Genomic DNA, 26,317 nt, shown 5'->3' with positions numbered 1-26,317 from the left:
CCGTTTAGCGACGTACAGACTGCGCCCCACACGACTTGAGAAGGTTCGAACTAGCGTGTGTTGTGGTAGTTTTAGTTCGAACATTCCTTCGCAGGAGATTCACTCCAATGTATTTAGCTTATGAATTAGCACAGTTATTGGTATGCCCTTTTTCGTTAGTACATCAACCTTTATGAAGAAGAAATGCATAAAACAGCACTCAAAATAGCATCTTACAATACCTGCTGTCATCCTGTAAATTTGGATACTAATTTCAATGATAAATTAGAAGGTCCTTGTAAAAAGTATATGATACTAACGGTATGAGGTACTGATGGGCTTTACTAATTCCCCTAATGAAATGTAACCACTTGACATATTTGCAGGCTGTTTTTAATACAATTCTTGGTAGGGGTGATGAAAAGTGACAAGAGTAGCCTATACCGAAAGTGACATTGGTTTAATTGCAAGGATGGTACGGGCAGAGGCTGTGGGTGAAGGACAACTGGGGATGCTTATGGTTGGGAATGTCATTGTAAATCGGGCAGTAGCTGATTGTTTAGATTTTAGGGATGTAAGATCCATACGGGATGTCATTTTTCAAGTTCAGGGTGGAAATTACTCTTTTGAAGCAGTACAAAAAGGTAGTTTATTTTATAGACCAGCAAGAGATGTAGAGAAAAAATTGGCACGAAAAGTAGTAAAGTATTGGGGACAACATCCTTCTAAGTATTCTCTTTGGTATTTTAATCCCTTTGGTGAATGTCCACCTACATGGTATGGTCAGCCATTTGCAGGGCAATATAAACTGCACTGTTATTATGAGCCACAGGCTAATACATGTGAAAGTGCTTACAGGTATTAAAAAAATCTTGGTAACAGTTGTTACCTGTTCTTCAACTAACATGTCATTAAATAAGCTATATATTCTTCAAATCAAAAAGCTTGAGTTTTTATTTCCCTCAAGCTTTTTGTGTGCTGATTAAGTTGTTATTTATGTTGCTAATTTCTATGTTATTTGACCTGTGATTTTGGATTTTCTCCACGTTATCGGAACTGCTTATATTTTGTGAGTCAGTCTTCTTTGTAGTATGATCTTCTACTTACATCGGCAAACGCCAGAATCCGAGGATTAATGTAATCAGAAATGCAATTATAAATTGAATCCAAAAGCTTTTTGCTGGTTTTCCTTTACTTGTTTTCACTAGAATCATTTCAATTGCGGCAATTACCCAGATACCGGCTATTCCTTTAACAATTGCTTCCGGTAAAAATGAGCTTCCGCCAAAATAATTAGCAATCAGATCTCCACCACTATACAGAATAAATAAATAATCAAGACGCAGAATCATGTGTACGATTTTCGCAGGTTTCCCTTTCCCCTGGTTGTACATGATAAGGGCGACAATAAATAGAATAAGTGCCAATGCCCATCCGGTAATATGCATATGTGTCATGCGATGTCCTCCAATATAAATATTTACTTAATAATCGTATCATATCATGGACGAGGCAAAAATTCATTTATTACATTCTCAAGCTGTTAAATGAAAGTAAAAACCAGTAAAAACTGTTATACTAAAATTAGATTTTCAAATATGTATTGAATTCATGAATTACTGGAGGGTTAGTATGGTACAAACAAGTCAGGAAATTATTGATCAGACTCAAGTTTACGGAGCAAAAAATTATCACCCGCTTCCTGTTGTAATTGCAAAAGCTGAAGGCGTCTGGGTAGAGGACCCGGAAGGCAATCGTTATATGGACATGCTTAGTGCATATTCCGCAGTAAACCAAGGCCATCGTCATCCAAAAATTATTGATGCATTAAAAAAACAAGCGGATAAAGTAACATTGACATCACGAGCTTTCCACAATGATCAGCTTGGTCCATGGTATGAAAAGATTTGCAAGCTTACCAATAAAGAAATGGCATTGCCAATGAACACAGGTGCTGAGGCTGTTGAAACAGCAATAAAAACTGCAAGACGCTGGGCATATGATGTAAAAGGTGTTGCTGAAGGCAAGGCGGAGATTATTGCATGTGAAGGGAATTTTCATGGTAGAACTATGACTGCCGTATCGCTGTCATCGGAAGCGGAATATAAGCGAGGGTTTGGACCAATGCTTCCAGGAATTAAACTGATTCCTTATGGTGATATTGAAGCATTAAAAGCTGCAATTAACGAAAACACTGCCGGTTTCTTATTTGAACCAATTCAAGGTGAAGCAGGTATCGTTATTCCACCTGAAGGTTTCTTAAAAGAAGCCTATGACCTATGTAAAGAAAATAACGTTTTATATATTGCTGATGAAATCCAGGCAGGACTTGCACGCACTGGAAAAATGTTCGCTTGTGACTGGGAGGATGTAACACCGGATATCCTTATTCTTGGTAAAGCTTTAGGCGGCGGTGTCTTCCCTATTTCCTGTGTAGTTGCCAATAAAGACATCCTAGGTGTATTCAACCCAGGATCACATGGTTCCACATTTGGAGGTAATCCGTTAGCATCTGCGGTTTCAGTTGCTTCGCTTGAGGTATTGGAAGAGGAAAAACTGGATGAACGTTCCCTGGAGCTGGGAAATTACATGATGGGCGAACTGAAAAAAGTTAATAATCCAATCATTAAGGAAGTCCGTGGAAAAGGACTGTTCATTGGTGTTGAACTGTCAGAATCTGCCCGCCCATATTGTGAAGCATTAAAAGAAAAAGGTCTTTTATGTAAGGAAACACATGAAAATGTAATCCGATTTGCTCCACCGCTTATCATCGAAAAGAAAGATCTTGACTGGGCTTTGGATCAAATTAAAGAAGTTTTAAAAGGTTAAAGGCAAAAGAGATCGACTCAGGTGAGCCGATCTCTTTATTTTTCCATTTGCCGGAAAGGCTGTCTTTTCCTGTAAGTCAAACTCCGCCAAATCCATTCCAATGGTCCGAATAAATAGCGGGAAAACCACCATTTGCTAAAAAGAACCTGAATGCTGAATACTATTATGGCAATCACAACCCCTGTGATCGGCCTAATGGAACCATACAGTCCTGCACCGATTCCATAAAATAAGATAAAACTAATTACCGATTGCATAATATAATTCGTCAGGGCCATGCGCCCGACCCAAATAAATGGCTGGATCAGTTTTTTCCCTATTTCCTTTTGAGCAAGCAGTGTTATCGAAAAGATATAAAATAATGCAGATGCTGCCCCTCCAATATTATCCTGAATATAGGAAAACCATAGTGGATTTCCAAAGATATATGGCCCTGCCTTTATGACTGCAAATAGCACGAAGGAGATGATCCACAATCTGATTAATAGCGGTTCATTTTCCATCGGCTTATGAAGCCACCGTTTTTTTGCCACATACATGCCGAATAAAAATAATGGCAATAATGTTGTTCCAAGCAGTAAATAACTGATCCCGCCATTGCTGTAAACCCAGTCATTATAGTTTTGCGACCAGATCATTATCAGGTCACTGCTTTGATAGTGTTGGAATGCCTGACGAATAGCAACTCCATCATATATATCTAAATAATCTCGAAATGGATACAGCATCAGGGTTACTAATCCTGCACTGCCCCCTAATAAAATAACGCCCCATAGAATTAGTGTTTTTTCTTTTACCTGCAAAAATAGCAGCAGCAATAAACCAATTAGCCCATAGGACAATAAAATATCCCCATACCAGATAAAAAATGCATGAATCATACCAAAACCAATTAATATGAAAAGTCTTCTGATTAAAAAAGCATAAATATCCGCCTCACGTGCAATCAGCCGTTCTTTCATGATCTGAAAGCCAAATCCGAAGAGCAATGAAAAGAGAGTATAAAAACTGGCTTGGAAAAAAATATCAATAATCGCCTGTGTAATAAGATCCATACTGGAAGACCAGGCTTGCTCTGCCCCGCCATACAAAAAATACGGGGCTGAAAAAGCTCCAATGTTCACAATAAATATTCCAAATACAGCAAAACCTCTTGCTGCATCTATCCATATAAGCCTGTTTGTCTGTTTGATTGGTGAAACATTTTTATTCATGTAAAAAGTCCTTTCCTGTATTTCCGGATTTTCAGAGTTGAAACAAAAATTTTCAACAATTATTTGTATTTACATAAACTAACCTGAAGGAGGAAATCCAATGCCGGCAAAAGTGGGTGCAGTTAAAGTAATCAATATATCTTCATCAAGCATCTTCAATATTGGTGATGTGTATTCCATGTGTCCTGAAAGCAATGCGAAAACATATGCTGGCGGCGGCTCTTTTAACACGGGAGACGGAATTCGTATTCATCTAAACAATTCCAACACAAATGTTTATGATTCAGATAAAGTGGATCAGTCAATTAGCTAATAATGTGTGTTCAAAAAGTTGCCGAATTAGAAGCAAGAAGGTCGAGGCGGCGAAGTTTTGAGGACTAGACAAAGCTTCACTGAATAATCATCGCACGCAGGAAAAGTGCTTTTCTTTTCCAAGGATCGGAACGTATGCAATTGATACGTGAGAACCAGAAAAACAAGCATTCGTGCGAGATTCGGCGCTTATAATTTGGTGACTTTTTGAACATCCCCTAATAATGGAGTGAGCGAAATTGAATATAACCATCCATCAGTCAATCCAGATTCATATGATTAAAGTGGGATCGATTACCAATTCATCTGTTCTGCAGATTGGCAGTACTGGAAGCATTCAGGCACAATCTGATATTTATAACACCGGGGGTTTTACCGAGCCAGCAGAAGCTGCAGAACCAATTTCAAGTGCTTCTCCAATCATACCACTTTCCCCTCAAGCACCATAGCACATCTTCCATTTATATGCATAAACTGTTGATAGGCGCCTGCCTATCATTATTCTGAGGGGGATGAGGTCATTGAATGGCAATGAATGGACCAATTATATTTATGATTTGCACCAGCACATAACAGAACAGGAAAAAAAGATGGAAGCACTGGAAAAAAGACTTCTTAAACTCGAAAATGATTTTCAGGAAAGAAACACAAATACAATCGAAAAAATTGAATATAACTTTGATCAACTAAAAATTGAACATCTGGATGGTACCCTTCATATAGGTATATCCCCCAACGATTTAGCCAATATTGAAGACTTTAATGTCCACCAAAATCCTCTGCAGAAAAAGGAACCGCCATTAAAGCAAAAGCTTATATCGGAATTAAGTGGTTATATACATGAAAACGGTCCTTCCCTAATCCAGGACTTTTCGGCAAAATATAATCATCCGATTGATGATGATTTTCAGTTAATGATGATCCAGGATATTGAGAAACAGCTCCCCGGCCGTATATCTCTTTACGAACAGGAAGCTTTAAAGGATTCAACCATTACAAATGATCAGCAGTCCAAACAGTATATTAGCGATCAAATTAAACATGAAATTCACCAATCATTGTTGAATTATATCCAAACTAATAGAAGAAAAGGAGAAGATCAATGAATATTGAAATGCACAACTGGGATGTAAACGTCGAACATGTAAAGGTCGACAATATTGCAGCTTCATCTGTATTTCTGATTGGGGATAATGAAGAAATGGCACTCTCTTCCTTTTTCGATACTCCTCCCGAAGCGTTTACGATTGGCAATATAGTACCATTGGCACCTTAATCTGGAGGTTTAAAGAAATGCAGAAACGAACAGCAGAAGTCATGAATATACATGTAAATTCCGTAACTTTTAGTTCCATTTTCGGTATTGGCGACACAGTTTCCACTAATCAAAAGTCAAATGGGATTGCCGTACAAAAGGAAGGAGCAATCTTTACGAAAGAGGAAAATCTTCACTTCCAGGACTATCCCATTTTTAAAAGGGAAGCAAACTGGCTGAAGCAAAAAAGCAATACAGCAATCGAAATAACAAAACATAAAGATGCAATTTACGTACAAAATTCTCAGGTAATCGGGGTAAGCTCCTCTTCCGTGTTTCAGGTCGGCTGCATTGATAAAATTAACGCTGACTCAAGAATTAAACATTTCCGAAAGCTAAGGTCATAGCGATACACATCAATTGCCTTATTTTCATAACCTAATCTATGAAGTTACTTTTCTCTGAGGTGTTTTGTATGCCATCCATCGTTGGCCCAATTAAAATAAATAGTGTTGGCGGCGGGGTTGTAAATTTTGGTGACTCTTTTTATCTCTCACCAAAAAGCACGTCCAAAACAAATACCGGATCCGGATCATTAAACACTGGGGATTTCATCTGTACAAATAATGGAATCAGTTCGACCAATCCATTTGACCCTGATGTAAACGATCAGAACCAGACAGCCAATGCTTAAGTGGAAAAGATAGTCTGAAATCCTCAGACTGTCTTTTTCCTTTTTCTACAAGCCACTTCTTATATTTCAACCTGATCCACAATTGATGTAAAGTGCGACATAATTGGTATCTGCTATAATCGCCGTTCGGGATCGCCCCGGGCGGATGCTTTCCGCGGGCACGGCCTCAGCCTCCTCGAGAAAACCACTCTGCGGGGTCTTCGGACACGTGCTATTCCCGCAGGAGTCACCGCCCTCCGCTCACCCGAACTGGTGAGGCGGTTAGATACTTTGTATATTATTACTAATGCAATTCATCAGCGGTAACTCAACATCATATTAAGTATTAAGTTAGTTCGCAGTCTATAGAAATTGCTCACAGCATTTAACAATTTATTCATCCTCCATATGCTACAATCTAACTAGGCTCCACCCGAAAATGGCTATAATTACATATCTGTTGGAATGCAAGAATAATAATGAATATATGTTAAACTTAATACTGAGTTTCTGAATCTTTATGTCCAATCGGCAAAGTAGTTGAACGAAAAAATAGTTAACTCTTACACTTCCAATTAAATGCAAAAACAATAAAAATAAGCAGGGGTTATTATACTATGAATGAGAATTTAATAATAAATGCCGATACATGCTATCGGCAGGCGGAGTTAAGGGCTGATGCTTACTTTAGAACCCTTTCTGCTGAACTCATGGAAAAGACCTTTGTTCATACTCTGACAAAGGATATTCAATCCTGGAAACAAAATCATATTCACTATCATTCATTTCCAGCTTTTCTTTCACGCAAAAAGAAAAAAACCGGAAAACATGATTATCATAATTATATCCAATGGCTGAATTACACTGGAAAACTGGGTAACTATCTAAATCGAAGCATCTCCTATATTTATATGCGGGATCTGGGGAAAGACTTGAATGATCCACATACTCAGACCAGAGTACAGAAAGTCGTTGATAGCTTAAAAGATTACCTGACTCATTCCAAAACAACAAACCAAAGTAACAAATTGGAGCCATTCAGTATGGCTGGTTTATATCGCCTGGCTCAGAAAGAAAACATTGAATCTACAATGATCTGGCTGGTAAACAAACTAAAGATTGTATCATCCAATATTCCTGAAGAGATAGATGCAGACGAAGCTAAACGTAAGCTGATCAAAATCATCGCCGGGGTGCTAATGCATGAAAACGAAGAGATGGATGGTAATATTTCGCCTGAGGAACGTTCCCGAAAACTGGATGAAGCAATAAGACTGGGCTATTCCTATGGGCTGACCTACCCATTTATTGACGACCTTCTGGATTCAAGCGTTTTGTCGAGTCATGAGAAAAAACAATATTCGAATTTAATACGTACTGCGCTTACTACGGGATCTGTGCCGGAACTTAACGAGGGGGTTTGGGACAACCAAGAGCTGATTCGCTTTATTCATTCCGAACTCCGGGAAGCCTTTGAGTACATTAAGACACACCAGCAACAAGAGAAAATTGAAAGTTTCTTTGAGCAATCCTATGTATTTTTTCATTCTCAAGAGGTGGATCGTGAAAAGGACTTGTCAAACCCTGCCTACACCAATGAAGAGCTCTTCATCCCGATCATTTTAAAGTCAGCAAGTTCACGATTGATCGTCCGTTCCGTAATCAGTGCAGCCCCTGATAAAGGCTTTGGCGATCGAACATTCTATTACGGAATTTATAACCAGCTGGCTGATGATTTTACAGATATGTTTGATGATCTCAAACAAGGTGCAGTCACACCTTATACCTATTATATGAAATATCATGATAAACGCAGTGATCTTATAAATCCATTTGAATTATACTGGACGGTCATCTCACATTTGATCCATAATGTGTATCAATCTGATAAGAAGACACGTGAAGTTATTTTGAATCGAGCAATAAATAGTTTAAAACGATTTAAGAAACGTATGGGAAATCAAGGATATGATGAAGTGATGAAATTATTTGCTTCTGGAAATCCAAAGTTTAATCGTATTATACAAAAAATGGTCGAAAAAGCAGATGATGTGGATTTCTTTGATAAACTGCTGCGTGACCATATTATTTCCACTCTGAAAGAGGAAGGAAAGGAAAAGGAAGAATTTTCGCAGACTGTCGAAACTGTTCGCAGTCAAGTGAACAACAGCTTGCCGATCTCTAAAAGTGATGATAGTTATTTGCTGAATGAGCCCATCATTGATGCTGCAAATTACAGTCTAATTGGAAATGGAAAACGCCTGAGGCCTATCATAACCTGGATGATGGGTGTTCATGCATATGGACTTGAAGGTTCAGCAATTATGCCACTTTTGAAATCATTGGAATATATGCATACAGCATCTCTGGTTTTCGATGATTTGCCATCACAGGATAATGCAAATGTTCGCAGAGGACGTCCAACCCTGCATCAGGAATATAACGTTGCCGTCGCAGAATTAACAGGCCTCTTCCTTACACAAAAGGCAACAACTGAACAAGCATCTCTTAAAGAATTTGATTCAGAAAAAATTCTTCGTCTTATTCACTTTTCTTCCCAAATGACAGCAGATATGTGCAAAGGACAGGCAATGGATCTGAACTCGAGAGGGAAAGATTTAACATTCGAACAATTAAACAGGTTAAGCTATTATAAAACCGGAATAGGATTCGAAGCATCTCTCATCATGCCCGCAATCCTTGCAGGAGAAACAGAATCAGAAATAGCAGTTTTGAAGAAATTCGCACGGCATGCTGGTATTGCTTTTCAAATTAAAGATGATTTGCTTGATGTTGAAGGAGAGTCTGATTTACTCGGGAAGACCACCAACAAAGATATTGAGAACAACCAATCCACCTTTGTATCTGTCCTCGGGGTGGAAGGTGCCAAAAAGGCGATGTGGGAACATTATTGTCTTGCTATGGAAGTGCTGCAGGAGCTTACGGTGAGCAGTCCTTTTCTGAAGCATTTATTAAATTATATAATCAACCGCGATTATTAAACATTTTAATTAAAATAAAAAAGAAGCCGTATTCTCTGTGCAGTCTACGGTTTCTTTTTCCTGTTTATTTTTATTCATATTCTGTTTTATCAACGAAAAACTGCTGTATAAAATATATTATAATACTTAATGCAAGGAATAAAAACGCCCAGCCCAGAGTTATTTGTTCAACAATCAAGTAATTGTTGCATAGTTGTTCGGGAGAAAAAATATATAAGATTCCCATAAAGCCACACAGTAAACTCAATGTAACAAAAATTATATTTTTACCCATTTTTCCTAGTTTGATCCAGCTGTCACGCAACGGAACTCCAGCCAAAAATGGCAAGCTGATAAATTTAAATATTTCAATTGCATAGATAGTCAGTGCCTCATCCATCGTACGCGGCAGCATCCAGTACATGATAATAATCATAAAAAGAATAATACCGGGTACTCCATTACGATTCCATTTAGCAAAAAACGTTGGAAACCGTTGTTTTAAATATGGAGTCATTAGCATACCTGCAATTACAAATAAGGGCATTTGCATGTGCATATGAATGGTCATAACTGATTCTGCTAAATTAGCAACAGGTGGAAGCATTAAGAAAACATACAGCACCAACCCATAGATTGCCTGTTTCATAATTTATTCCCCCGCTTCAGCATCAAGAATTGATGTAACTTTTTGGGCTGCTTCATCAATTTTGGTATAATCCATAACATCGATCAGTTTGCCCTCTCTGTCTGCTAAATAAAATGCAGAGTTATGAACGAAATTCCCCTCTCCATCCGGGATAACAATGACACCAAAATCATCCAGCAAAGAATCCAATTCCTGCTGATCAGGAATTCTTGCCATCCTCCAGGTTTCTCCATCACTCTCAAAATAACTTCTATATTTATCCAAAACTTCGGGTGTATCCCTTGTCGGATCAAAGCTGACACTTAGGAATACGATGTCTTCTCCAATATATTTTTCGGGAATCTGATCATATACCTCTGCCAGATTCACTTCCAATTGCAGACATACATCTGTACAGGAAGTATAAATAAATGTGAGCATTACGTATTTTCCTTCGAATTCTGAGAAGGGGTACATTCTTTCCTGACTGTCTTCCAATGTAACTTCGGGAAAAGAAGGTTTTTCATCAATTAATTTCGCAGTCCTTGCACTTTCAGCAGTATATGCCTGAAAGCCATCTGTACCAACATAAAATAAAGCAACTCCAAATAATAAAACAACTATAATTGCAACGGCATTATGCTTATTTTTGATCATAACGATCACTTCCTACATAAATTTAATTGCTCTTAAGGGTAAAGGAATAGCCCTGCAGAATGAGCTATTCCTTTATTTTCCTATCACGTACAGCTTCTGCAAAAAAGTGCTTATGGCAGCTTATAGCTTACCAGGTTCTGAATCCAGGTGATCCCGGAGGTGCATTCACGATCATGTCAACGATTGGAATAACATATCCCATTGAAATGACTGCGATTGCCAGCACGATCCATAGTCCCCAGCGTTCTGTCCATTTTGGAGTTGGAGCTGCATCCTTTTCTTCTTCTGCTACAGGAAACTCTGTATGTCCTTTAGGTGCCCTGAACATAAGATGGAATGCGATATAAACCATCAATACTACACCTATGAAGAGAAGTGTTCCCCCAATTCCAAGGAACATCAGGTATGGATCCCAGCTTAATGCTGTAGCATTGTCTCCATATGTTGAGAAAGATGTTCTTCGTGGTGAACCAAGAAGTCCAACCCAGTGCATGGATCCTGACATGAATAGCATTCCAATTGCCCAAAGCCATGTTTGAATAAGTCCTAATTTATTCAGTCTTGCTGTCATTACACGTTTGCTTAAATATGGAATCAGCCAATAAGTGATTCCAAAGAACGTCAGTGCAACCGTTACCCCTACAGTTAAGTGGAAGTGACCAACTACCCATAGAGAGTTATGAACAGTTTGGTTTAATTGGTTATTCGTTTGTGCAATTCCACCTGCTCCAGCTGGAATAAATGTAATCATTGCAATCATTGGTGCAAGGAAACGCACATCCTTCCATGGCAGTTTTTTAAACCAGCCAAGAAGTCCTGTTGCACCTTTCTTCCTTCCAGCACGTTCAAATATCGCAAACATTGCAAATGCTGTTAATAGTGATGGAAGTGCAATTGATAAACTCATAAACACGTGCATGAATTTTACCCCTTGTGTTATAGCAGGGTCGATAATTTGATGGTGGAATCCACCTGGTACGTTAAGAATTACGGATAAGATAACAACCACTCTTGCCAATACATCACTGAATGTTTTTCCGCCAATTATTTTCGGAATTGCAACATACCATGCGGAAACGGCTACTAAATACCAAACGTTAACTGCTGTGTGCCCGAAAGCCCAGAAGAGTGTTCGGCTAAGCATCACGTTAACTGTCTCTGTCCAGCCAAATGCCCAAGGGATGAGCATTAATACTTCAGCAGTAATACCAAGGCTTCCAAGGATCAGCAGAAGATAACCTCCAACTGCAAAGAATGAAAACAATGGCAGTTTCTGACCGCGGTTAGCTTTTTTCCAGCTTGCTGCGTTCAAGAATACGCCTGTTCCAGCCAACCATATTCCAAGAGCCAGGAATACCAACCCAATGTAAAACCAAGGTGAAGCCTGCATTGGGGGATAAAATGTGTACATTACTGACGCATCACCCATCACTACTGTGGTCATGATCATTACAGTTCCAACCAGCAATGAGGCGAGTGCACTCCAGGCAAATTTTCTTGCCTTTGAAGTCAACCCTCCAAGTGTGTGTGAAACCCCTGCGTAAAAATAGCCAGTCATAAACAGAGTAGTAAATGCAACTACAAGTAAAATTCCATGTGCTGTCAATACCTGATAATAGTTCAGCCATGCGGGCAGTTCAAATAGTCCAGCACGGTTAAGTCCTTGAATTAAACCTAAAGTTCCGCCTACAAGCAATAAGATAAATGCTAAAGATAAATATGTTAATGAAATACGTGCATCTTCAGGTTTTGCACCTAATTTCTTATTTGACTTTTCTATAAATGATTCCTTTAAAACTGTTGTTTCCATTTAAGTTTCCTCCTTTCTTTATTTAACCGTAATAGTCGTAGCCATAGCTTGGTGTCCTGCACCACAGTACTCATTACATAAAATCAAATATTCTCCAGGCTCATCGAAGGTTTGTGTTATTTTTTGGATATGTCCTGGCATTACCATTGCATTCACGTTAGTTCCGGCAATTTGAAATCCATGAACAACGTCTTTTGATGTCATTGTGAAAGTGACTTCAGCTCCTGCAGGTATTTCGATATCTCCTGGTGTGAATGAGAATATCTGCAATGTCATCACAACCTCATATTCATTATCCCCTACTTTATAGACACCGGGCTCATCAAATGGAGCTGTTTCATCGACTTTCTGGGGATCTATGGTTTCAGTGTTACTTGGTGGCCCCATTCCCAGTGCGAATGTCTGATATCCGGTAACGACCATTGAAAGAACTAAAACAGTGACGCTGATAATCAGCCAAATCTCTTCAGAACGATGCATTTTCATGCTATTTCCCTCCTTAAACTCTTGTCATATAAACAATAAACAGTAATAATATAAATGCGACAATCCCACCGCCGACAAATACTAATGAAGAAAACAGGGTACCTTTTAGTGAATGCTCATCTGTCTTAGTGATTTTCTCTTCCATTTGAAATTCCCTCCCTATTTATTTCTTACTTCTATCTTATTTCTGAAGGGGTTTTTTCTAAGTGATGGAAATCACATAGGTGTGTGATTTCCGTCACGAATAAAGCGAATTCATGACAAAATGATGAACTTCATGGAAAATAGGTTATTGGAGTGGGTTTATACCGAGGTTTGTAGGCTTGGATGGATGTTCTTATTTTCAGAAGGATAGTTTGAACATTGAACAGATATTCGCATTCACAGACGGATAGCTTACTCATTGCACCGATATTTCCATTCTCGGACGGATACCCTGCTCATTGTACGGGTATTTCCATTCTCAGACGGATAGCCCGCTCATTGTACGGATATTTCCATTCTCAGACGGATAGCCCGCTCATTGCACCGATATTTTCATTCTCAGACGGATAGCCCGCTCATTGTACGGATATTCCCTTTCTCGGGCGGATACCCCAGCTCTCTAACCAGATATCACCACCCGCCCCAACCATCACACATCAAAAACACATCAAAAAAAGACCAACTTATAAAAAGTTGATCTTTTCCTGATTTACACTTCTCAAACCGGCACCTCTACAACCAGCTGCCTGGCAAAGAAATATAAATATGTCTTGTTCACCGGCTGCTTCCAAATATGCTCAATCGCATATCTGTAAAGCTCCATTTGAGTTTTATATCTTTTCATGAGTTTTTCTTTTACCTGATCTGTTACTTCCTCTGGTATAGCATCTGTTTTATAATCAAGAATTATCCAGCCATCCTCTGCCGGAATGATACAGTCAATCACACCCTGTATCAAAACTTTTTCATCTGTCTCACTTGTCCAAGTGGCATAAACCTCACTTGCAGGCAAGGAAAGACTGAATGGGACTTCCCTGTGCAGTGACGGAACCCCCATCATATACTGAGCAATATCTGTGTTGATAAATCGTTCAATCGAATCCAGATCGATTATTTCTGCTTCTTCTCGACTTATAATCTCTTTTTCTGCCAGAGCTTCCAAGTGCTCCTCGATTTCAGCACCGCTTAATGGTTTAATCATTGGCAGATGCTGCATCACGGTATGCATTGCAGTACCTTTTTCAGCTGCTGTTATTGTCTTTTCTTTCTGCATGAAATTTGGGCGTTTTACGATTGGTGCTTGAAATGCAGGAATAAGCTGATCCGAACTATATTCATCCTTCAGTTCCCTCTGTCTTTTAATTTCAGTAACCGTTTGTTTTGCCCTTGATTTCGCTGCCTGTTCAAAAGGATACTGATAGGATAAGCGTTCTTCCACAAGCTGCTCTAAATTCTCATCCTGCACATCCACTTTATGCCATCCTGTAATATTTTCCTTCAATTCCAGATCAGCTTGCCCTTGCTTTTCATCGAGATTGGCAAGCTCACTGCCATGGATAATCGAAACACTCCATTTGGATGGATCAATCTGAATTTCATTTAAGACGGCATCAGTTAGTTCTTCTGTTCGTAATACATTATTTTCCTGATGCCTAATCAGGGCTGGCCCGACCCAGTCCAGGTAGGTCTTGGATTCCATCCGAAAATGTGCAGGCAGCACCCACTGGGAATGGTCAATCATTTTCTGCCACTTCTGCTGTTTCTTTTCAAATGATGGTACACTTCCAATCATGACCATTTTTTCTTTTGCTCTTGTCAATGCAACATATAATACGCGCATTTCTTCTGCCAGAAGCTCCCTTAATTTTTCTTGGCCGATGGCATGGTAAAATAATGTTGGGTACGTAATCCGCTTCAGAGGGTCAATATATTTGCTGGCAAATCCCAGGTCCTTATGGAGTAAATATTTCTGTTTTAAATCCTGTAAATTAAACTCCTTATCCATCGCACCTAAAATTACAACAGGAAACTCAAGTCCTTTGCTTTTATGAATCGTCATAATCCGGACAACATCTTCCTGTTCACTTAATGCCCTTGCTGCACCAAGATCGTCCCCACGCTCCTCCATTCGCTCAATAAACCTGAGAAAACGGAATAATCCCCGGAATGATGTTGTTTCATACCCCCGGGCACGATCATATAATGCACGCAAATTTGCCTGCCTTTGCCTGCCGCCGGGCATGCCGCCAACAAAGTCATAATAGCCGGTTTCCCTGTAAATATCCCAGATTAATTCTGAAAGAGCTCCTTGTCTGGATGCCAAACGGAATTGTTCCAGCTGCTTCAAAAAGTTAGTTACTTTCTTTGCTGTGTCAGTTGTGTACTGTTTTTCAAATCGCTTCAGCGCATCGTAAAACGATTGGTTTTTTCCTGCTAATCGAATCGATGCCAAATCATCTTCATTTAGTCCGACAATCGGTGAGCGCAGAACAGACGCAAGCGGAATATCCTGTCTCGGATTATCGATAGTCTTCAGCAGGTTGATCATGATTTTTACTTCAATTGCTTCAAAATATCCTGTAGAAAGCTCTGCATATACAGGGATCCCCTGTTTTTTCAGTTCATCCACAATCGTTGGTGCCCATGTCATGGAACGAAGTAAAATCACAATATCCCGATACTGTATATCACGTTGTGTCTGGGTTGCTTTATCAACGACTTTTAACGGGGAACCTTCCTTCTGACCAATCCAGGATTTTATTTTCTCCGCATATGTCCTTGCTTCCAATTGGGCTTTTTCCAAATCCTGAAAGTTCTCTTCATCAGCACTGACCTCAGCTTCTTCCTCCTGTGCCTCCCTGTCAATAATTAGCAGCTCAGGATATGGAGCAGTGTATGGCAGGTCATCATACATTTTATTCCCGTAAATCAGCTCGGCATTGGCATCATAATTGATTTCTCCAAGTTCTTCATCAAGAATCTGTCTGAAAATATAATTAGCTCCTATAAGCACATGCTCCCTGCTCCGAAAATTACTTGCAAGATCGATTCGCTTAGCCTGATGTTCTTTGCTTGCAAAGCGTTTATATTTTTGAATAAATAACGACGGTTCAGCATGACGGAACCTGTATATACTTTGTTTAACGTCACCAACCATGAACATATTTCCAGGACCAATCTGATCACTGATTAATGTTAAAATCGTTTCCTGGACGAGGTTGGTATCCTGATATTCATCGACAAGCAATTCACTGAACTTCTCTTTAAACTGATTGGCAACCTTTGAAGGAACGGGTTCATCCATTGCAGATGTTTCATCTACTAAGAGCTTTAGACAATAATGCTCCAGGTCGGAAAAATCAACGATTGCTTTCTCGCGTTTTTGTTCCGTAAATCTGGCTTTAAATAGTTTAACCAGTTCCGTTAACTGCTTAATAATCGGGGCCAGTTCGCGCATATCATCCACATGACTGGTTAAATTCCGGCTAAACCACCCCTTCTTCATTGTGTCCCAGCGTTTTTTATAGCTGTCACGCAATGCCTTTACTCTGTCTTTCTTTGTCTCATCACAATCAGCTTTTTTGCCTGAAAGTCTTGCAAAAGAACTGCTGGATATATAGGATTGCAGGTCATCCCAGGAATTAAGATGGGCAAGTGCTTCCCTCAGCATTAACAAGTCAGAATCAATTGTGTCTGCATAATGGTATGGACCATCATTTTCCCTCGTTAAGTTTAATGCAAGTGTCATTTCCTGCTCAATTGCTTCAAACTGACTGTTTACCTCTCTTTTAATAATCGATAACCAGTCAAGCTCTTCTTCCTGCCAGTCTTCAGCGACATTATACGTTTCAGCCAGCTGATCCAGCCAATTATCCGGCCATGGATTTTGTACGGCAAATGTATAAAGCGTAAGTACGAGGTCTTCTACTTCCACATCGCTGCGGTCACTGGAAAATCGGTCAACCACTGCGAAAAAACGCTCTTGCTCCTCACCGGTTGTCCCATACCACTCCTCAAATAAATCATCGATTACTTCCTGCTTAATAAGATCTGCTTCCATATCATTTGCAATCCTAAAGCTGGGATCAATATCCAGTAAATAGGCATATTGTTTTACAACTTCCAGACAAAAGGAATGCAGTGTCGATATCGACGCCCGCTGCAGCAGGGACAGCTGTTTCTTTAAATGTAAAGAGGACGGATCTTCAGCCAATGCCTTTTCAAGTGCCAAACCAACACGATTCCGCATTTCCTGTGCGGCTGCATTTGTAAATGTAACAACCAGGAGTGAATCGATATCAACAGGGTTATCTTTCTTAAGCAGCTTCTGAATAATTCTTTCAACCAATACAGCAGTCTTCCCAGAACCAGCAGCTGCAGCAACAAGCACATCACTGCCATCTGTATAGATTGCTTCCTCTTGTTCTCTTGTCCAATTAACCATGTTGTCCCTCCTCTGTACGGAGTCTTTTCAGAATTTCATCGTCTTTTAAATCGGTAAGCTTCCGGTAATTATTTTCTTCCAGTATCGGGTCAAATTGACAAACCGAACGGAAGGAACAGAATGTACAGGCTACATTCGATTTATGCTGGAATGGATTTAAATGAACTCCTCCTGCGGTCATATCAATACCAGCTTCTGTCATTAGCTGATGAATGTGATATTTTAGGCTTTGAAATGTTTCATTATCGGCGATTTTGGAATTGCTGCGGAAACCGCCATCTTTTTTAAGACCTGCCGGAATAATCTGGCTTGTCCCAGAATCCAAAGATGTATCCATCAATTTCACAATTTCTGCATCCGATAAAAGCAATCCCTGCATTTTATACTTTTTAAAAATTTCCTCTGCAATGTCCTCTTCCTTCATTCTTCCCTTTCCGGAAATCATTGGGTTGTGCACATGGAAATAAAGCACTCCGGCTGGTGTTGCTTTTTTTCCAAGCCAGCGTTCCGAATGGGAGATGACAACATCCAAATATGTCAGCATCTGCAATGCCAATCCATAATACACTTCTACAAGATTCAATCCTTTGGAACTGGACTTATAATCTATGATTCTTAAAAATAAGGATTCTTCCTGTAATGCTTTATCCACCCGGTCGATTCGTCCGCGCAGCATTAGTTCGAATCCGTTTGGCAGTGGAAGCGTCAAAGGCGGAAGTGTTTGTTTCTCCCCAAATCCAAGCTCCAGTCCGACTGGTGCAAAATCACTTTGCCTTGCCTGTTCACTTAGCACAAATGCTGCCCGTGCAATGACTTCCTGGAGCTTGTACTGAATATATTTATAACGATTGGAGCTGTGCAATATTTGATGCTGCAAAATCGGGGCTAAATTGGTTACCGCTTTTTTTGCATACACATCTGTATCTTTTTTATTCAGCTGTGCAAAGTCCTTTCCATCTGCCTGAATCTGTTCCGTAATTACTTTTAATGCTTCATGGAAAAGCTGGCCAATATCAGGTGCATCCAGTTTATAGGTTTTTCGTTCATCAAGTCCGAGGCTGTATTTCGCAAAATGCTGATAGGAGCAGCGATAATATGATTCCAGTCTGGAAACACTTGCCTTCACCTGTTTTGGATAAAGCTGTTCCACTGTTTCCGATGACAGATCCACCGGCCTATTTTGATAGTGTAAACTTTGCAGAACCATATAGGTTGTACTGTATTTCGGCTGATTTTCCATGTACCAGTTCAGCACATGCCACCAGACCGGTTTTACAGGGTAGCCTTTCTGATTCCGCGCCAGCTGTGCGGTCAGAGCAGACCGCGTTTTTACAGGTGTTGTAATAAAACGGTCTGCTTCCAGTAATTCATCAGGGTCCTGCAATAAGATATGATCACAACAGAAAGGAAACAAGTCCTCAATTCGCTTAATCAGCTGTGATGGCATTTTTGCTTTTCCTTCTTCATCACTTAAAGGATAGCTTATCCATAGACTGTCCTTTGCAGCAGTAAATGCAATATACATGTAAAACCAGTCATCCAGCAGCTGCCTCTTGCTGCTGTCTGCTAATTGAAGCCCATGTCCTGCAAGCAGTTCCCGTTCCTGCTCGTTAATCATTCCCTCTGGAGAAGGCTTCATTGGCCAGACACCCTCATTTACACCAAGCAGAAAAGAACTTTTAATTCCGCTGATTCTTGAACGGTCAATAGTACCTACAATAACGTGGTCCATGCTCGGAGGAACATGAGCAAACTTTAATGTTTCAAAACCGGCGTCAAGCGTGGAACGAAATGCTTTCAGGGTCATTTCCTCATCTCCAGCCATTTCCACCATCTCATCAAACAGCTGAATTACTGCATTCCATACCTGTTCCTGTTCGCGTCCTTTCTCAATTTCTCCGAGTTCATCATACAGCTCTCGTGTTTGTTCCAATCTTTTCGGCACACCTAAATTTTCCAAAAGCATATAGGTAACCTCACAACGCTCCCGTACTGTTGAAGCAGTTCTTATCTGCTCATCAAACGATTGCAATGCTGCTGACACTTGTTTTCTGTATTGGTTTATACGCTTTTGTGTTTCTCTTTCAGAGTCTGTCTGGCCTGCCTTGTCAAATCCCCGAAATCGCTGAAAAACCCACTCCTTTTCGGAAGAATACCAGCGCTCTCTGGAACGAACACCATACTCAAGCACATAATTTTCCAATTCATCAATGGCATCATAAGTTAACGGAAACTCAGGATCTGCTGCTGGAATAAAACCCGTTTTCAGCACACGGAAAATAGCGTCATAACGCCAGTTCCCTTCAACAATTTCAAGAACAGAACGGATAAATTCGATCAGGGAGTGGTTGAGCATTGTCCGTTTCTCATCAATAAAAACAGGAATATCATAATCATCAAATATCGTATCAATCAGATCATGATAGATATCAGTTTGTCTTATAAAAACTGCTATATCCTGAAATCGGTAATTTTCTTCCCGGACAAGACGGATAATTTCCTGTGCTGCACCCTCAACTTCCGCACGTGGATGAACAGCCTCAGCAATTTGTATAGGTACTTCCCCTTCAAAACTCGCTGCAGGTCTTACGTCAAAGTTTTGTTCCAAATGTGCAAAATAGGGTCTGTCTTTAAATCTGCCATTCACAGGATCCAAAACTACTGTTTCATCTATCATAATCTGATTTTCATACGCAATTTGCTGGAGTGTACTGTATGTTTCACTTGTCTGATAGAAGAGGTCAAGCTCTGAAACATCATCTTCCACTGGCTTTTCAACTGTTAATGTGATCGTGACACATTTGCATCTTTTCAATAAAGCCTCCACAACAACAAGCTCCTGTGGGGTGAAGCTGTGGAAACCATCCAGGTAAATTTCTGCATCCGCAAGCAATGCAGATTCCTCAATTTTTGCAGCAAGGAGCTGCAATTGATCTTCACTGTCAATATATTTATCTTTTAGAGCAAAGATGAGTTTTTCATAAACATAAACAAGATCACCCAGTTTTGCAGCCAAAGCTTCTTCCCCTGGCTCTTTATGTACATACTGGTTTATTTGATCTATTTGCAGCTGGAGTATTTCCGGAGTGATTTGATAGCGTTTAAATTCGGTAATCATCTTTTCCAGCTGATTCAGGAACCCTTGTTTCTCCATCGCTTTTTGAAACATGTGCCATTCGCCATGTTTTTCCTCGATTATTTTTCGGAGCATCATTTGAATTCCGACAGAGCTGATGAATTGTCTTGTACTGCCACCGGTTTCCTGCAGAACACGCCAGGCAAGACGGGAAAAACTTACAACCTGTGCCCGAATACTCCCATTTATATCACCATCATTAAATAATGCATGTTCCTGCTGAAACGTCATCTGGTCTGGAACAATATAAAATATTGACGGACCCAGGGGATTTTCAGCCTGCTTTTCTTTTATTTCATCAAGTGACCTGCCGCTCTTTCCTGTTCCTGCACGTCCCAATAAAAATCGGAGTCCCATTCTATCCCTCCTTCTATGAAAAAATAAAGCTTCTATCCCTTCATTTTATCAGAGATAGAAGCTCTATTATAGTTATTTGCCGAGTGTTACACTCGCTTTCGTCAGCGGCCAGTATTTAATGCCGACTTTTCCAACGATCTGTTCTGTTGAGATAAATCCAAATGATCTGCTGTCAAGGCTGTCTGCACGGTTATCCCCCATGACAAACAGTTTCCCTTCAGGAACTTTTTCTTCCCCGGTTACCTGTGTCAATGTAAAGTTTTCTGTGAAAGGCTCCTGATCACTTGCTTTTGCATGTGATTCAAGGAATTTCTCTTCAACATATTCACCATTTACATAAAGTTGGTCATCTCTATATTCAATTTTGTCACCAGGTAATCCAATTATTCTCTTTACATAATCATCTTTTTTATTAGCATGAAATACGATGACATCAAAACGGTCTACTTCTTCCAGATTATAAATCACTTTATTAACCATCATCATATTGCCATCGTACAATGTGGGCTCCATCGATTCCCCATCAACTACATAATTCGCAAACAAAACAGACCTGAAAACCAAGGCAAACACTATCGCAAAAAATAATACAGGAATAATTTTACGATAATTTAATTTTCTCATGTTCATTCTTCCTCCAGAGTTGTTATCACTAATCATGATACCCTGAATGGAAGTATTTTAATCTTTTTTGGTGGTTGTATCCTCTTTAAGCATCGATTTTTTCTGCAGCCGTTTTTCAATATATTTTCCCACTAGCCAGAATAATCCAATCCCTACTCCAACAACAATTGTCTTCACCGGCTTTTGAGCAAACTCCAATATACTTGATCCTACATAAGCGATTGAGAAGATCATAACTGATTTCCCTAATAGAACGGCCAAAATAAATTGCTGTCTGCTGACATTCGATAGACCTGCTACTACATTAATAATTGCAGACGGCGAAAACGGAAAGCACATTAACAAGAATAAGGGTCCGAATCCACGCTTCTCCAGCCAGTTTGTAACCTTAGTCACTTGTTTATTTTTACTTATTGCTCGTAATATTTTTTTATCACCAAGCCTGCGAATAATCGTGAAAACGACAATTGCCCCAAGTGCTGCACCAGACCATGATAATAGAAATCCTTCCAACAATCCATATGCGGCAGCATTTGCGAAAACAAATACAACCAATGGCAGAAATGGAAGAAACGCCTCAATAAACGGAAGAAGTATTCCCGGCAACGGACCTAGACTTTCATAATCGCTGAGCAGCTGCATAATATAATCATCCAGCCTGTCATTTTCAATCATAATTCTCCAATCAGATAGCGCAATGTCTAATACATACATTTAGTTAAAATCTCCTCATTTACAGTTAAATATCTATTTTAATAAGATGGGTTCAAAATGAAAAAGCAGGTCACCCAGAGTAATGGTGAATTCTTATACCTTTTGAACATCCGCTATTAATATAACAGTTTATCTATATTTATTTTAATGTAAACTAAGAAATCTGCATAGTAAAACCAAATTTTTTACCACTTTCTTTTCATTTCCAAAATTTTATTGTGTTATTTTTTATTATTTTGTCCTATAATAATAATAAGTAGAACTGATGTTCTGAAAATGAGGGGGATTTTTATATGCGCTATCTTAGTGAAGAAGAATTACAGATTGCTACACGTTTTCTCTTTCTTTCCATGGCAATCGTCGTTATCAACCAGGATATCCAGCACGTCAAGAAAGGTGCATTTAAAATAAAAGAGCCATATATTGGGCTTTTAGGGAAAATGGCCGCTGAAGCAGCAAAGGAACGCAGGCGATTGCGTAAAGTAATGGAAAGTAAGAAGATACGGGTTGTAACGTTAAATAAAAATGATTCTTTTTCTTCTTTTCTATTTCTTTGTCAGGGGAAAGAAGAAAAACGAAATTATTTTAATCCTTCCATTCGGAAAAAAGTTCAGAGGATTGTAGAGGAGCTTTTGGAGAAGGCTCTGCCACATATTCAGCAGGCTTATGCTGCAGCCGCAAAAAACTGATCCGATTATCGAGCAAATAACGAAATTGTGCGGTACGCTGGACCTGATTCATCAGTGAACCGTAAGAAACATCAAATAATAAACGTTTGCCATTTTTGAAAATTACTTCACTCAGACTATTTGATGCTTTTTTCACTTTGTCAATATGGGAATGGGCAATCCAGGAACACTTTGAACTTGTTGGAGATGTGGTAGGGAAAAAATACATTCCACTGGCCGGGTCAATTGAAATCGGGGCTTTATGGGTAATTCCGCAAATATCTTTGGTGCCCTCCTGCCTGCCTTTCAGACTTGATCCGAAATACTTGCAGGCGTGGTCAATAACCTTGCTCGGGGAATAATCAACAATATATTCTTCCGTATCTTCATATACAAAAGTAGTGCGTTCGCCAAATTTATTCTGCTGGGCAATGACTGCGATTGTCATCGGGTTAATTTCATAGGATGGAATAAAATATTCATTTAACATATACAACTTCCTCTCAATGTTAAATGAAAAGAAAGTGGTTTCCTTAATAATTTATCAAATATCCAATTAAAAAGATAGTATAAAATACAAAATTTTCGGTAAAATATTGTTTTATTCTTCATTATCCGCTGCATTGTACCGATTTTCACTTTTTTCATTCGACATTTCTCGCTGATTCTCTTCCTCTGACACATGAAAATCAGGGTTTAGGAACGTGAATGTAGCAAGTTCCGGCATTTTATCGTTATTTTTCATCCCGTCACAACCTTTTATTATCTAGTGTGTCAGGTTGTGACGGGATTTATACTTATACAGTACTCTTACTTTTAGAATCGTTATCTAAACTTCACAGATTATTGTACAGCTTTTTCCCTCAGGTTTCTCCGGAGGATTTTTCCTGTTGTATTTTTGGGCAGCTCATCTAAAAATTCGATGATAGAAGGAACTTTATACTTTACCAATTGCCCCTTACAAAATTCAATCAGGTTTTCTTCTGTTACACTAGGGTCATCAACAACAGCATAACTCATGACTGCTTCTCCTGTGCCGGGATCTGGAACCCCAACTACTGCTGCCTCGGTAACGTTTGGATGCGCGTATAAAACTTCTTCCACTTCCCTTGGATAAACATTATAGCCACCAACAATAATCATATCTTTTTTACGATCGACAATATAGAAGTATCCCTCATCGTCCATTCTTGCCATATCACCGGTATACAGCCAGCCTTCTTTTAATGCAACTTCTGTCTCCTCCGGCATTTTATAATAACCCTGCATAACATTCGGGCCACGGACGATTAGCTCTCCCACTTCACCAATTTCAACCTCTTCACCATATTCATCAACTACTTTATTCTCTACATTAACGATGCTTGTTCCAATAGAACCGGGTTTCCGGGGCCGGTCCAATGGGTTGAAACAGGTAACCGGAGCTGCTTCAGACAAACCATACCCTTCCGACAGCTGTACCTCAAATGCCTTTTCAAATTCTCTTAACAAGGCAACTGGCATGGCTGCTCCTCCGGAAATACATAAACGAATGGTCTTAAAATCATCCTTGTTTTCTTTTACGCTATACAACAGGTAGTTATACATTGTTGGTACACCCGCGAAAACAGTAGCCTGTAATTCATCAGCAATCCGGAATACTTCCTGCGGGGAAAATTTCGGCATAATTAAAACGGTTCCCCCATTCATTAAAGGCGCATTTAAAGCAACAGTTAAGCAGAAAACATGAAACATAGGCAGTGCTGCAATTACTCTGTCTTCCCCATTTATCGTTAAATAATCAGCAACATCCTTTGCATTGGAATACAAGTTTTTATGTGACAGCATGGCGCCTTTTGGTTTTCCGGTTGTCCCGGAAGTATATAAAATAATCGCAAGGTCTTCATCCTCAAGCTTCGGGGCATTAAATTCAATGCTGCCTTCCTCAACTAGACGTGTAAACGATTTCAATTTCACCGAAAGATGATGTTCTTCAAAATTAAGTTGTGCACCCGATTCACAGGATATGTAATGATTAACTTCTGGCAGCTGATCTGCAATTGCTTCAAATTTTTCAAGTAAAACATCCATCGTAATGACTGCTTTTACATCGCCATTTTTTAAAATATATGTCATTTCATGAGCTGTATACAATGGGTTGATTGGAATAACAACAAGACCCAGCCGAAGTGCCCCATACAAACCAATAACATAATATGGGCTGTTTCCAGCTATAAGAGCAACATGATCCCCTTTTTTATATCCCAATTGCTCAAGACGTGAAGCAAGTTTCCTGACAGATCCCTCCAATTCCATATAGCTTGTTTCTTTATCCTGAAAAACATAGGCTGCTTTTTTCGGATAACTCTTTGCAGTTATTGATAATTGATCACTTAAATTCACTTTTAGCCCCCCTAGATTGAGTCAACATGAATGAATGGTCATTCATTTCACAAATATTAATACTAATTATAGAATACAGAATAGTATTTTTCAAGTAAGCGCTGACAATTTATATTAATTTTTTAAAAATTTACATAAAAAAACAGCTTAACTAAAAGCTGCTTTTCTTAAATTAATAGATTAAATTAATGAAATCTTCTTTAGCGATTTTTCCCAGATAATGAGGAACATCAACATCTGCCAGTGCTTTTTCAATAGCTTTGCGCTCATGTTGAACACCTGTTAATTTATCCTCGATAACCTGTACCCTTCCAATTCCAAAGAAATCACCATAAATTTTACAGTTTTCAATGATTCCTTTTTTTACATCCAGACGAACATCAACGAGTCCGGCGGGAAATTTATGGGATTCCTGAATATTAAAGGCAGGAGATTTTCCGTAGTTCCATTCCCATTTTTGATAACGTTCCTCAGAGATTTTGTGAATTTTTTCCCAGTCTTCCTCCGTTAATTCATAGCGAGGGACATCTTTCACATCTTTTACCTCAAATACATGACGCAAAATAAGTTCCTTAAATTCATCCATTGTGATTTTCTCTTCCAGAAATTCGGATATATTTGCGACACGGCTGCGGATCGATTTAATACCCTTTGATTCAATTTTTTCCTTTCTAACTTTCAAAGCTGAAACAACATTTTCAATTTCAGAGTCCAGCATTAATGTTCCATGACTGAACATGCGCCCTTTTGTTGAAAACATTGCATTCCCGGAAATTTTACGGCCTTTTACAGCAAGGTCATTCCTCCCTTGCATCTCTGCAGGTACACCTAATTTATTTAAGGCCTGTACCATTGGTTCCGTGAATTTAGCAAAATTCTGGAAGCTGTTTCCGTCATCCTTTGTAATGAAGCTGAAATTTAAGTTCTGTTCATCATGGTAAACAGCACCGCCACCGGACAGGCGGCGAACAACTTTTATTCCATTTTTGTCTACATATTCTGTATTTATTTCTTCGATGGTATTTTGGTTTCTGCCAATAATGATTGATGGTTTATTGACATAAAATAATAAATATGTATCTTTTTCACCAAAATTTTCTAAAATATATTCCTCAATGGCGAGGTTGATTTGTGGATCTGTAATACCTTTATTATCAATAAATTTCATTTAAAATACGCTCCT

25 protein-coding genes are annotated in these 26,317 nt (G+C 39.2%); 10 read left to right on the top strand and 15 right to left on the bottom strand.

Translation table 11 applies throughout. The features are described from left to right. The first annotated feature begins 403 nt into the window (after nt 1-403). Nucleotides 404-844: a cell wall hydrolase gene (locus CIL03_RS14815; protein ID WP_094886657.1), complete on the top strand. Its 441-nt coding sequence runs from the start codon at nt 404-406 to the stop codon at nt 842-844. A 238-nt stretch (nt 845-1,082) separates the two neighbouring features. On the opposite strand, the gene CIL03_RS14810 is transcribed toward CIL03_RS14815, so the two are convergent. Further along, a complete protein-coding gene (locus CIL03_RS14810; protein WP_094886656.1) occupies nt 1,083-1,436 on the bottom strand; it encodes a YisL family protein in 354 nt (117 codons plus the stop codon). Between the two features lie 175 nt (nt 1,437-1,611). On the opposite strand from CIL03_RS14810, the gene CIL03_RS14805 reads away from it, so the two are divergent. Further along, nucleotides 1,612-2,808, top strand: a complete 1,197-nt coding sequence (locus CIL03_RS14805) for an ornithine--oxo-acid transaminase (RefSeq protein ID WP_094886655.1) — start codon at nt 1,612-1,614, stop codon at nt 2,806-2,808. A 35-nt stretch (nt 2,809-2,843) separates the two neighbouring features. Here CIL03_RS14805 and CIL03_RS14800 read toward each other — a convergent pair whose 3' ends face one another. Then, nucleotides 2,844-4,022, bottom strand: coding sequence for a DUF418 domain-containing protein (locus CIL03_RS14800; RefSeq protein WP_094886654.1), 1,179 nt, complete (start codon nt 4,020-4,022; stop codon nt 2,844-2,846). Nucleotides 4,023-4,122: 100 nt separating this feature from the next. Between CIL03_RS14800 and CIL03_RS14795 the strand changes: the two genes are divergently transcribed. The 7 genes from CIL03_RS14795 to CIL03_RS14765 all read left to right on the top strand — a co-directional run bounded on the left by CIL03_RS14795 (nt 4,123) and on the right by CIL03_RS14765 (nt 9,264). After that, the gene (locus CIL03_RS14795) at nt 4,123-4,335 is read left to right on the top strand and encodes a spore germination protein (RefSeq protein ID WP_094886653.1); all 213 of its coding nucleotides are present in this window, start codon (nt 4,123-4,125) and stop codon (nt 4,333-4,335) included. Nucleotides 4,336-4,573: 238 nt separating this feature from the next. Next, on the top strand, nt 4,574-4,783 hold the full coding sequence (locus CIL03_RS14790) for a spore germination protein GerPB (RefSeq protein ID WP_094886652.1): 210 nt from the start codon (nt 4,574-4,576) through the stop codon (nt 4,781-4,783). Nucleotides 4,784-4,855: 72 nt separating this feature from the next. After that, on the top strand, nt 4,856-5,440 hold the full coding sequence (gene gerPC, locus CIL03_RS14785) for a spore germination protein GerPC (RefSeq protein WP_165767968.1): 585 nt from the start codon (nt 4,856-4,858) through the stop codon (nt 5,438-5,440). Then, entirely contained in the window at nt 5,437-5,610 is a 174-nt protein-coding gene (locus tag CIL03_RS14780; RefSeq protein WP_094886650.1) for a spore gernimation protein GerPD, read from the top strand. Before gerPC ends, CIL03_RS14780 begins: the two co-directional genes overlap by 4 nt. A 17-nt stretch (nt 5,611-5,627) precedes the next feature. Then, nucleotides 5,628-5,996: a spore germination protein GerPE gene (locus tag CIL03_RS14775; RefSeq protein ID WP_094886649.1), complete on the top strand. Its 369-nt coding sequence runs from the start codon at nt 5,628-5,630 to the stop codon at nt 5,994-5,996. A 68-nt stretch (nt 5,997-6,064) separates the two neighbouring features. Then, entirely contained in the window at nt 6,065-6,283 is a 219-nt protein-coding gene (locus tag CIL03_RS14770) for a spore germination protein (protein WP_094886648.1), read from the top strand. A 596-nt stretch (nt 6,284-6,879) separates the two neighbouring features. Next, a complete protein-coding gene (locus CIL03_RS14765) occupies nt 6,880-9,264 on the top strand; it encodes a polyprenyl synthetase family protein (protein WP_094886647.1) in 2,385 nt (794 codons plus the stop codon). 70 nt (nt 9,265-9,334) lie between these two features. Here the strand turns inward: CIL03_RS14765 and CIL03_RS14760 are convergent, their stop codons facing one another. The 9 genes from CIL03_RS14760 to CIL03_RS14725 all read right to left on the bottom strand — a co-directional run bounded on the left by CIL03_RS14760 (nt 9,335) and on the right by CIL03_RS14725 (nt 22,084). Further along, nucleotides 9,335-9,892 carry a hypothetical protein gene (locus tag CIL03_RS14760; RefSeq protein WP_206207709.1) on the bottom strand — a complete coding sequence of 186 codons (558 nt, stop codon included), beginning with the start codon at nt 9,890-9,892 and terminating at the stop codon, nt 9,335-9,337. Between the two features lie 3 nt (nt 9,893-9,895). Then, nucleotides 9,896-10,528, bottom strand: coding sequence for an SCO family protein (locus CIL03_RS14755; RefSeq protein WP_094886645.1), 633 nt, complete (start codon nt 10,526-10,528; stop codon nt 9,896-9,898). A 127-nt stretch (nt 10,529-10,655) separates the two neighbouring features. Next, on the bottom strand, nt 10,656-12,338 hold the full coding sequence (locus tag CIL03_RS14750) for a cbb3-type cytochrome c oxidase subunit I (RefSeq protein ID WP_094886644.1): 1,683 nt from the start codon (nt 12,336-12,338) through the stop codon (nt 10,656-10,658). Between the two features lie 18 nt (nt 12,339-12,356). Beyond that, the gene (locus CIL03_RS14745) at nt 12,357-12,824 is read right to left on the bottom strand and encodes a cytochrome c oxidase subunit II (RefSeq protein WP_094886643.1); all 468 of its coding nucleotides are present in this window, start codon (nt 12,822-12,824) and stop codon (nt 12,357-12,359) included. 13 nt (nt 12,825-12,837) lie between these two features. Then, nucleotides 12,838-12,969 carry a hypothetical protein gene (locus CIL03_RS20280; RefSeq protein WP_276282956.1) on the bottom strand — a complete coding sequence of 44 codons (132 nt, stop codon included), beginning with the start codon at nt 12,967-12,969 and terminating at the stop codon, nt 12,838-12,840. Between the two features lie 558 nt (nt 12,970-13,527). After that, nucleotides 13,528-17,253, bottom strand: a complete 3,726-nt coding sequence (gene addA, locus CIL03_RS14740) for a helicase-exonuclease AddAB subunit AddA (protein WP_094886642.1) — start codon at nt 17,251-17,253, stop codon at nt 13,528-13,530. Next, nucleotides 17,246-20,746 carry a helicase-exonuclease AddAB subunit AddB gene (gene addB / locus CIL03_RS14735; RefSeq protein WP_094886641.1) on the bottom strand — a complete coding sequence of 1,167 codons (3,501 nt, stop codon included), beginning with the start codon at nt 20,744-20,746 and terminating at the stop codon, nt 17,246-17,248. The genes addA and addB overlap by 8 nt, the downstream gene beginning before the upstream one ends. A 72-nt stretch (nt 20,747-20,818) precedes the next feature. Further along, nucleotides 20,819-21,370, bottom strand: a complete 552-nt coding sequence (lepB, locus tag CIL03_RS14730) for a signal peptidase I (protein ID WP_094886640.1) — start codon at nt 21,368-21,370, stop codon at nt 20,819-20,821. 57 nt (nt 21,371-21,427) lie between these two features. Beyond that, nucleotides 21,428-22,084 (bottom strand): TVP38/TMEM64 family protein, encoded by a 657-nt coding sequence (locus CIL03_RS14725; protein WP_094886639.1) that lies wholly within the window; start codon nt 22,082-22,084, stop codon nt 21,428-21,430. A gap of 293 nt (nt 22,085-22,377) precedes the next feature. On the opposite strand from CIL03_RS14725, the gene CIL03_RS14720 reads away from it, so the two are divergent. Beyond that, nucleotides 22,378-22,773 carry a YhjD family protein gene (locus CIL03_RS14720; protein WP_094886638.1) on the top strand — a complete coding sequence of 132 codons (396 nt, stop codon included), beginning with the start codon at nt 22,378-22,380 and terminating at the stop codon, nt 22,771-22,773. Here the strand turns inward: CIL03_RS14720 and CIL03_RS14715 are convergent. The 4 genes from CIL03_RS14715 to CIL03_RS14705 all read right to left on the bottom strand — a co-directional run bounded on the left by CIL03_RS14715 (nt 22,670) and on the right by CIL03_RS14705 (nt 26,302). Further along, the gene (locus CIL03_RS14715; RefSeq protein ID WP_094886637.1) at nt 22,670-23,242 is read right to left on the bottom strand and encodes a competence protein ComK; all 573 of its coding nucleotides are present in this window, start codon (nt 23,240-23,242) and stop codon (nt 22,670-22,672) included. The genes CIL03_RS14720 and CIL03_RS14715 overlap by 104 nt on opposite strands. A gap of 111 nt (nt 23,243-23,353) precedes the next feature. Then, nucleotides 23,354-23,497, bottom strand: coding sequence for a hypothetical protein (locus tag CIL03_RS19875; protein ID WP_165767967.1), 144 nt, complete (start codon nt 23,495-23,497; stop codon nt 23,354-23,356). A gap of 98 nt (nt 23,498-23,595) precedes the next feature. Further along, nucleotides 23,596-25,134 (bottom strand): fatty acid--CoA ligase family protein, encoded by a 1,539-nt coding sequence (locus tag CIL03_RS14710; protein WP_094886636.1) that lies wholly within the window; start codon nt 25,132-25,134, stop codon nt 23,596-23,598. Nucleotides 25,135-25,306: 172 nt separating this feature from the next. Continuing rightward, nucleotides 25,307-26,302, bottom strand: coding sequence for a lipoate--protein ligase (locus tag CIL03_RS14705; protein WP_094886635.1), 996 nt, complete (start codon nt 26,300-26,302; stop codon nt 25,307-25,309). Nucleotides 26,303-26,317: the final 15 nt, after the last annotated feature.

Origin of the sequence: Virgibacillus indicus (assembly GCF_002266285.1) — a bacterium.
In the GTDB taxonomy this organism is placed as follows: Bacteria; Bacillota; Bacilli; order Bacillales; family Amphibacillaceae; genus Virgibacillus_K; species Virgibacillus_K indicus.
This window is presented reverse-complemented; position numbering and strand designations above follow the sequence as displayed.

Excerpts from the sequence above, each read along its gene's own strand:
- CIL03_RS20280 (WP_276282956.1), bottom strand. The coding sequence starts at position 12,969 with ATGGAAGAGAAAATCACTAAGACAGATGAGCATTCACTAAAAGGTACC.
- CIL03_RS14805 (WP_094886655.1), top strand. The coding sequence starts at position 1,612 with ATGGTACAAACAAGTCAGGAAATTATTGATCAGACTCAAGTTTACGGA.
- CIL03_RS14745 (WP_094886643.1), bottom strand. The coding sequence starts at position 12,824 with ATGAAAATGCATCGTTCTGAAGAGATTTGGCTGATTATCAGCGTCACT.
- CIL03_RS14750 (WP_094886644.1), bottom strand. The coding sequence starts at position 12,338 with ATGGAAACAACAGTTTTAAAGGAATCATTTATAGAAAAGTCAAATAAG.
- addB (WP_094886641.1), bottom strand. The coding sequence starts at position 20,746 with ATGGGACTCCGATTTTTATTGGGACGTGCAGGAACAGGAAAGAGCGGC.
- CIL03_RS14770 (WP_094886648.1), top strand. The coding sequence starts at position 6,065 with ATGCCATCCATCGTTGGCCCAATTAAAATAAATAGTGTTGGCGGCGGG.
- addA (WP_094886642.1), bottom strand. The coding sequence starts at position 17,253 with ATGGTTAATTGGACAAGAGAACAAGAGGAAGCAATCTATACAGATGGC.
- lepB (WP_094886640.1), bottom strand. The coding sequence starts at position 21,370 with ATGAGAAAATTAAATTATCGTAAAATTATTCCTGTATTATTTTTTGCG.
- CIL03_RS14775 (WP_094886649.1), top strand. The coding sequence starts at position 5,628 with ATGCAGAAACGAACAGCAGAAGTCATGAATATACATGTAAATTCCGTA.
- CIL03_RS14780 (WP_094886650.1), top strand. The coding sequence starts at position 5,437 with ATGAATATTGAAATGCACAACTGGGATGTAAACGTCGAACATGTAAAG.
- CIL03_RS19875 (WP_165767967.1), bottom strand. The coding sequence starts at position 23,497 with ATGAAAAATAACGATAAAATGCCGGAACTTGCTACATTCACGTTCCTA.
- CIL03_RS14705 (WP_094886635.1), bottom strand. The coding sequence starts at position 26,302 with ATGAAATTTATTGATAATAAAGGTATTACAGATCCACAAATCAACCTC.
- CIL03_RS14795 (WP_094886653.1), top strand. The coding sequence starts at position 4,123 with ATGCCGGCAAAAGTGGGTGCAGTTAAAGTAATCAATATATCTTCATCA.
- CIL03_RS14760 (WP_206207709.1), bottom strand. The coding sequence starts at position 9,892 with ATGAAACAGGCAATCTATGGGTTGGTGCTGTATGTTTTCTTAATGCTT.
- CIL03_RS14720 (WP_094886638.1), top strand. The coding sequence starts at position 22,378 with ATGCGCTATCTTAGTGAAGAAGAATTACAGATTGCTACACGTTTTCTC.
- CIL03_RS14800 (WP_094886654.1), bottom strand. The coding sequence starts at position 4,022 with ATGAATAAAAATGTTTCACCAATCAAACAGACAAACAGGCTTATATGG.
- CIL03_RS14715 (WP_094886637.1), bottom strand. The coding sequence starts at position 23,242 with ATGTTAAATGAATATTTTATTCCATCCTATGAAATTAACCCGATGACA.
- CIL03_RS14755 (WP_094886645.1), bottom strand. The coding sequence starts at position 10,528 with ATGATCAAAAATAAGCATAATGCCGTTGCAATTATAGTTGTTTTATTA.
- CIL03_RS14810 (WP_094886656.1), bottom strand. The coding sequence starts at position 1,436 with ATGACACATATGCATATTACCGGATGGGCATTGGCACTTATTCTATTT.
- CIL03_RS14725 (WP_094886639.1), bottom strand. The coding sequence starts at position 22,084 with ATGTATGTATTAGACATTGCGCTATCTGATTGGAGAATTATGATTGAA.
- CIL03_RS14765 (WP_094886647.1), top strand. The coding sequence starts at position 6,880 with ATGAATGAGAATTTAATAATAAATGCCGATACATGCTATCGGCAGGCG.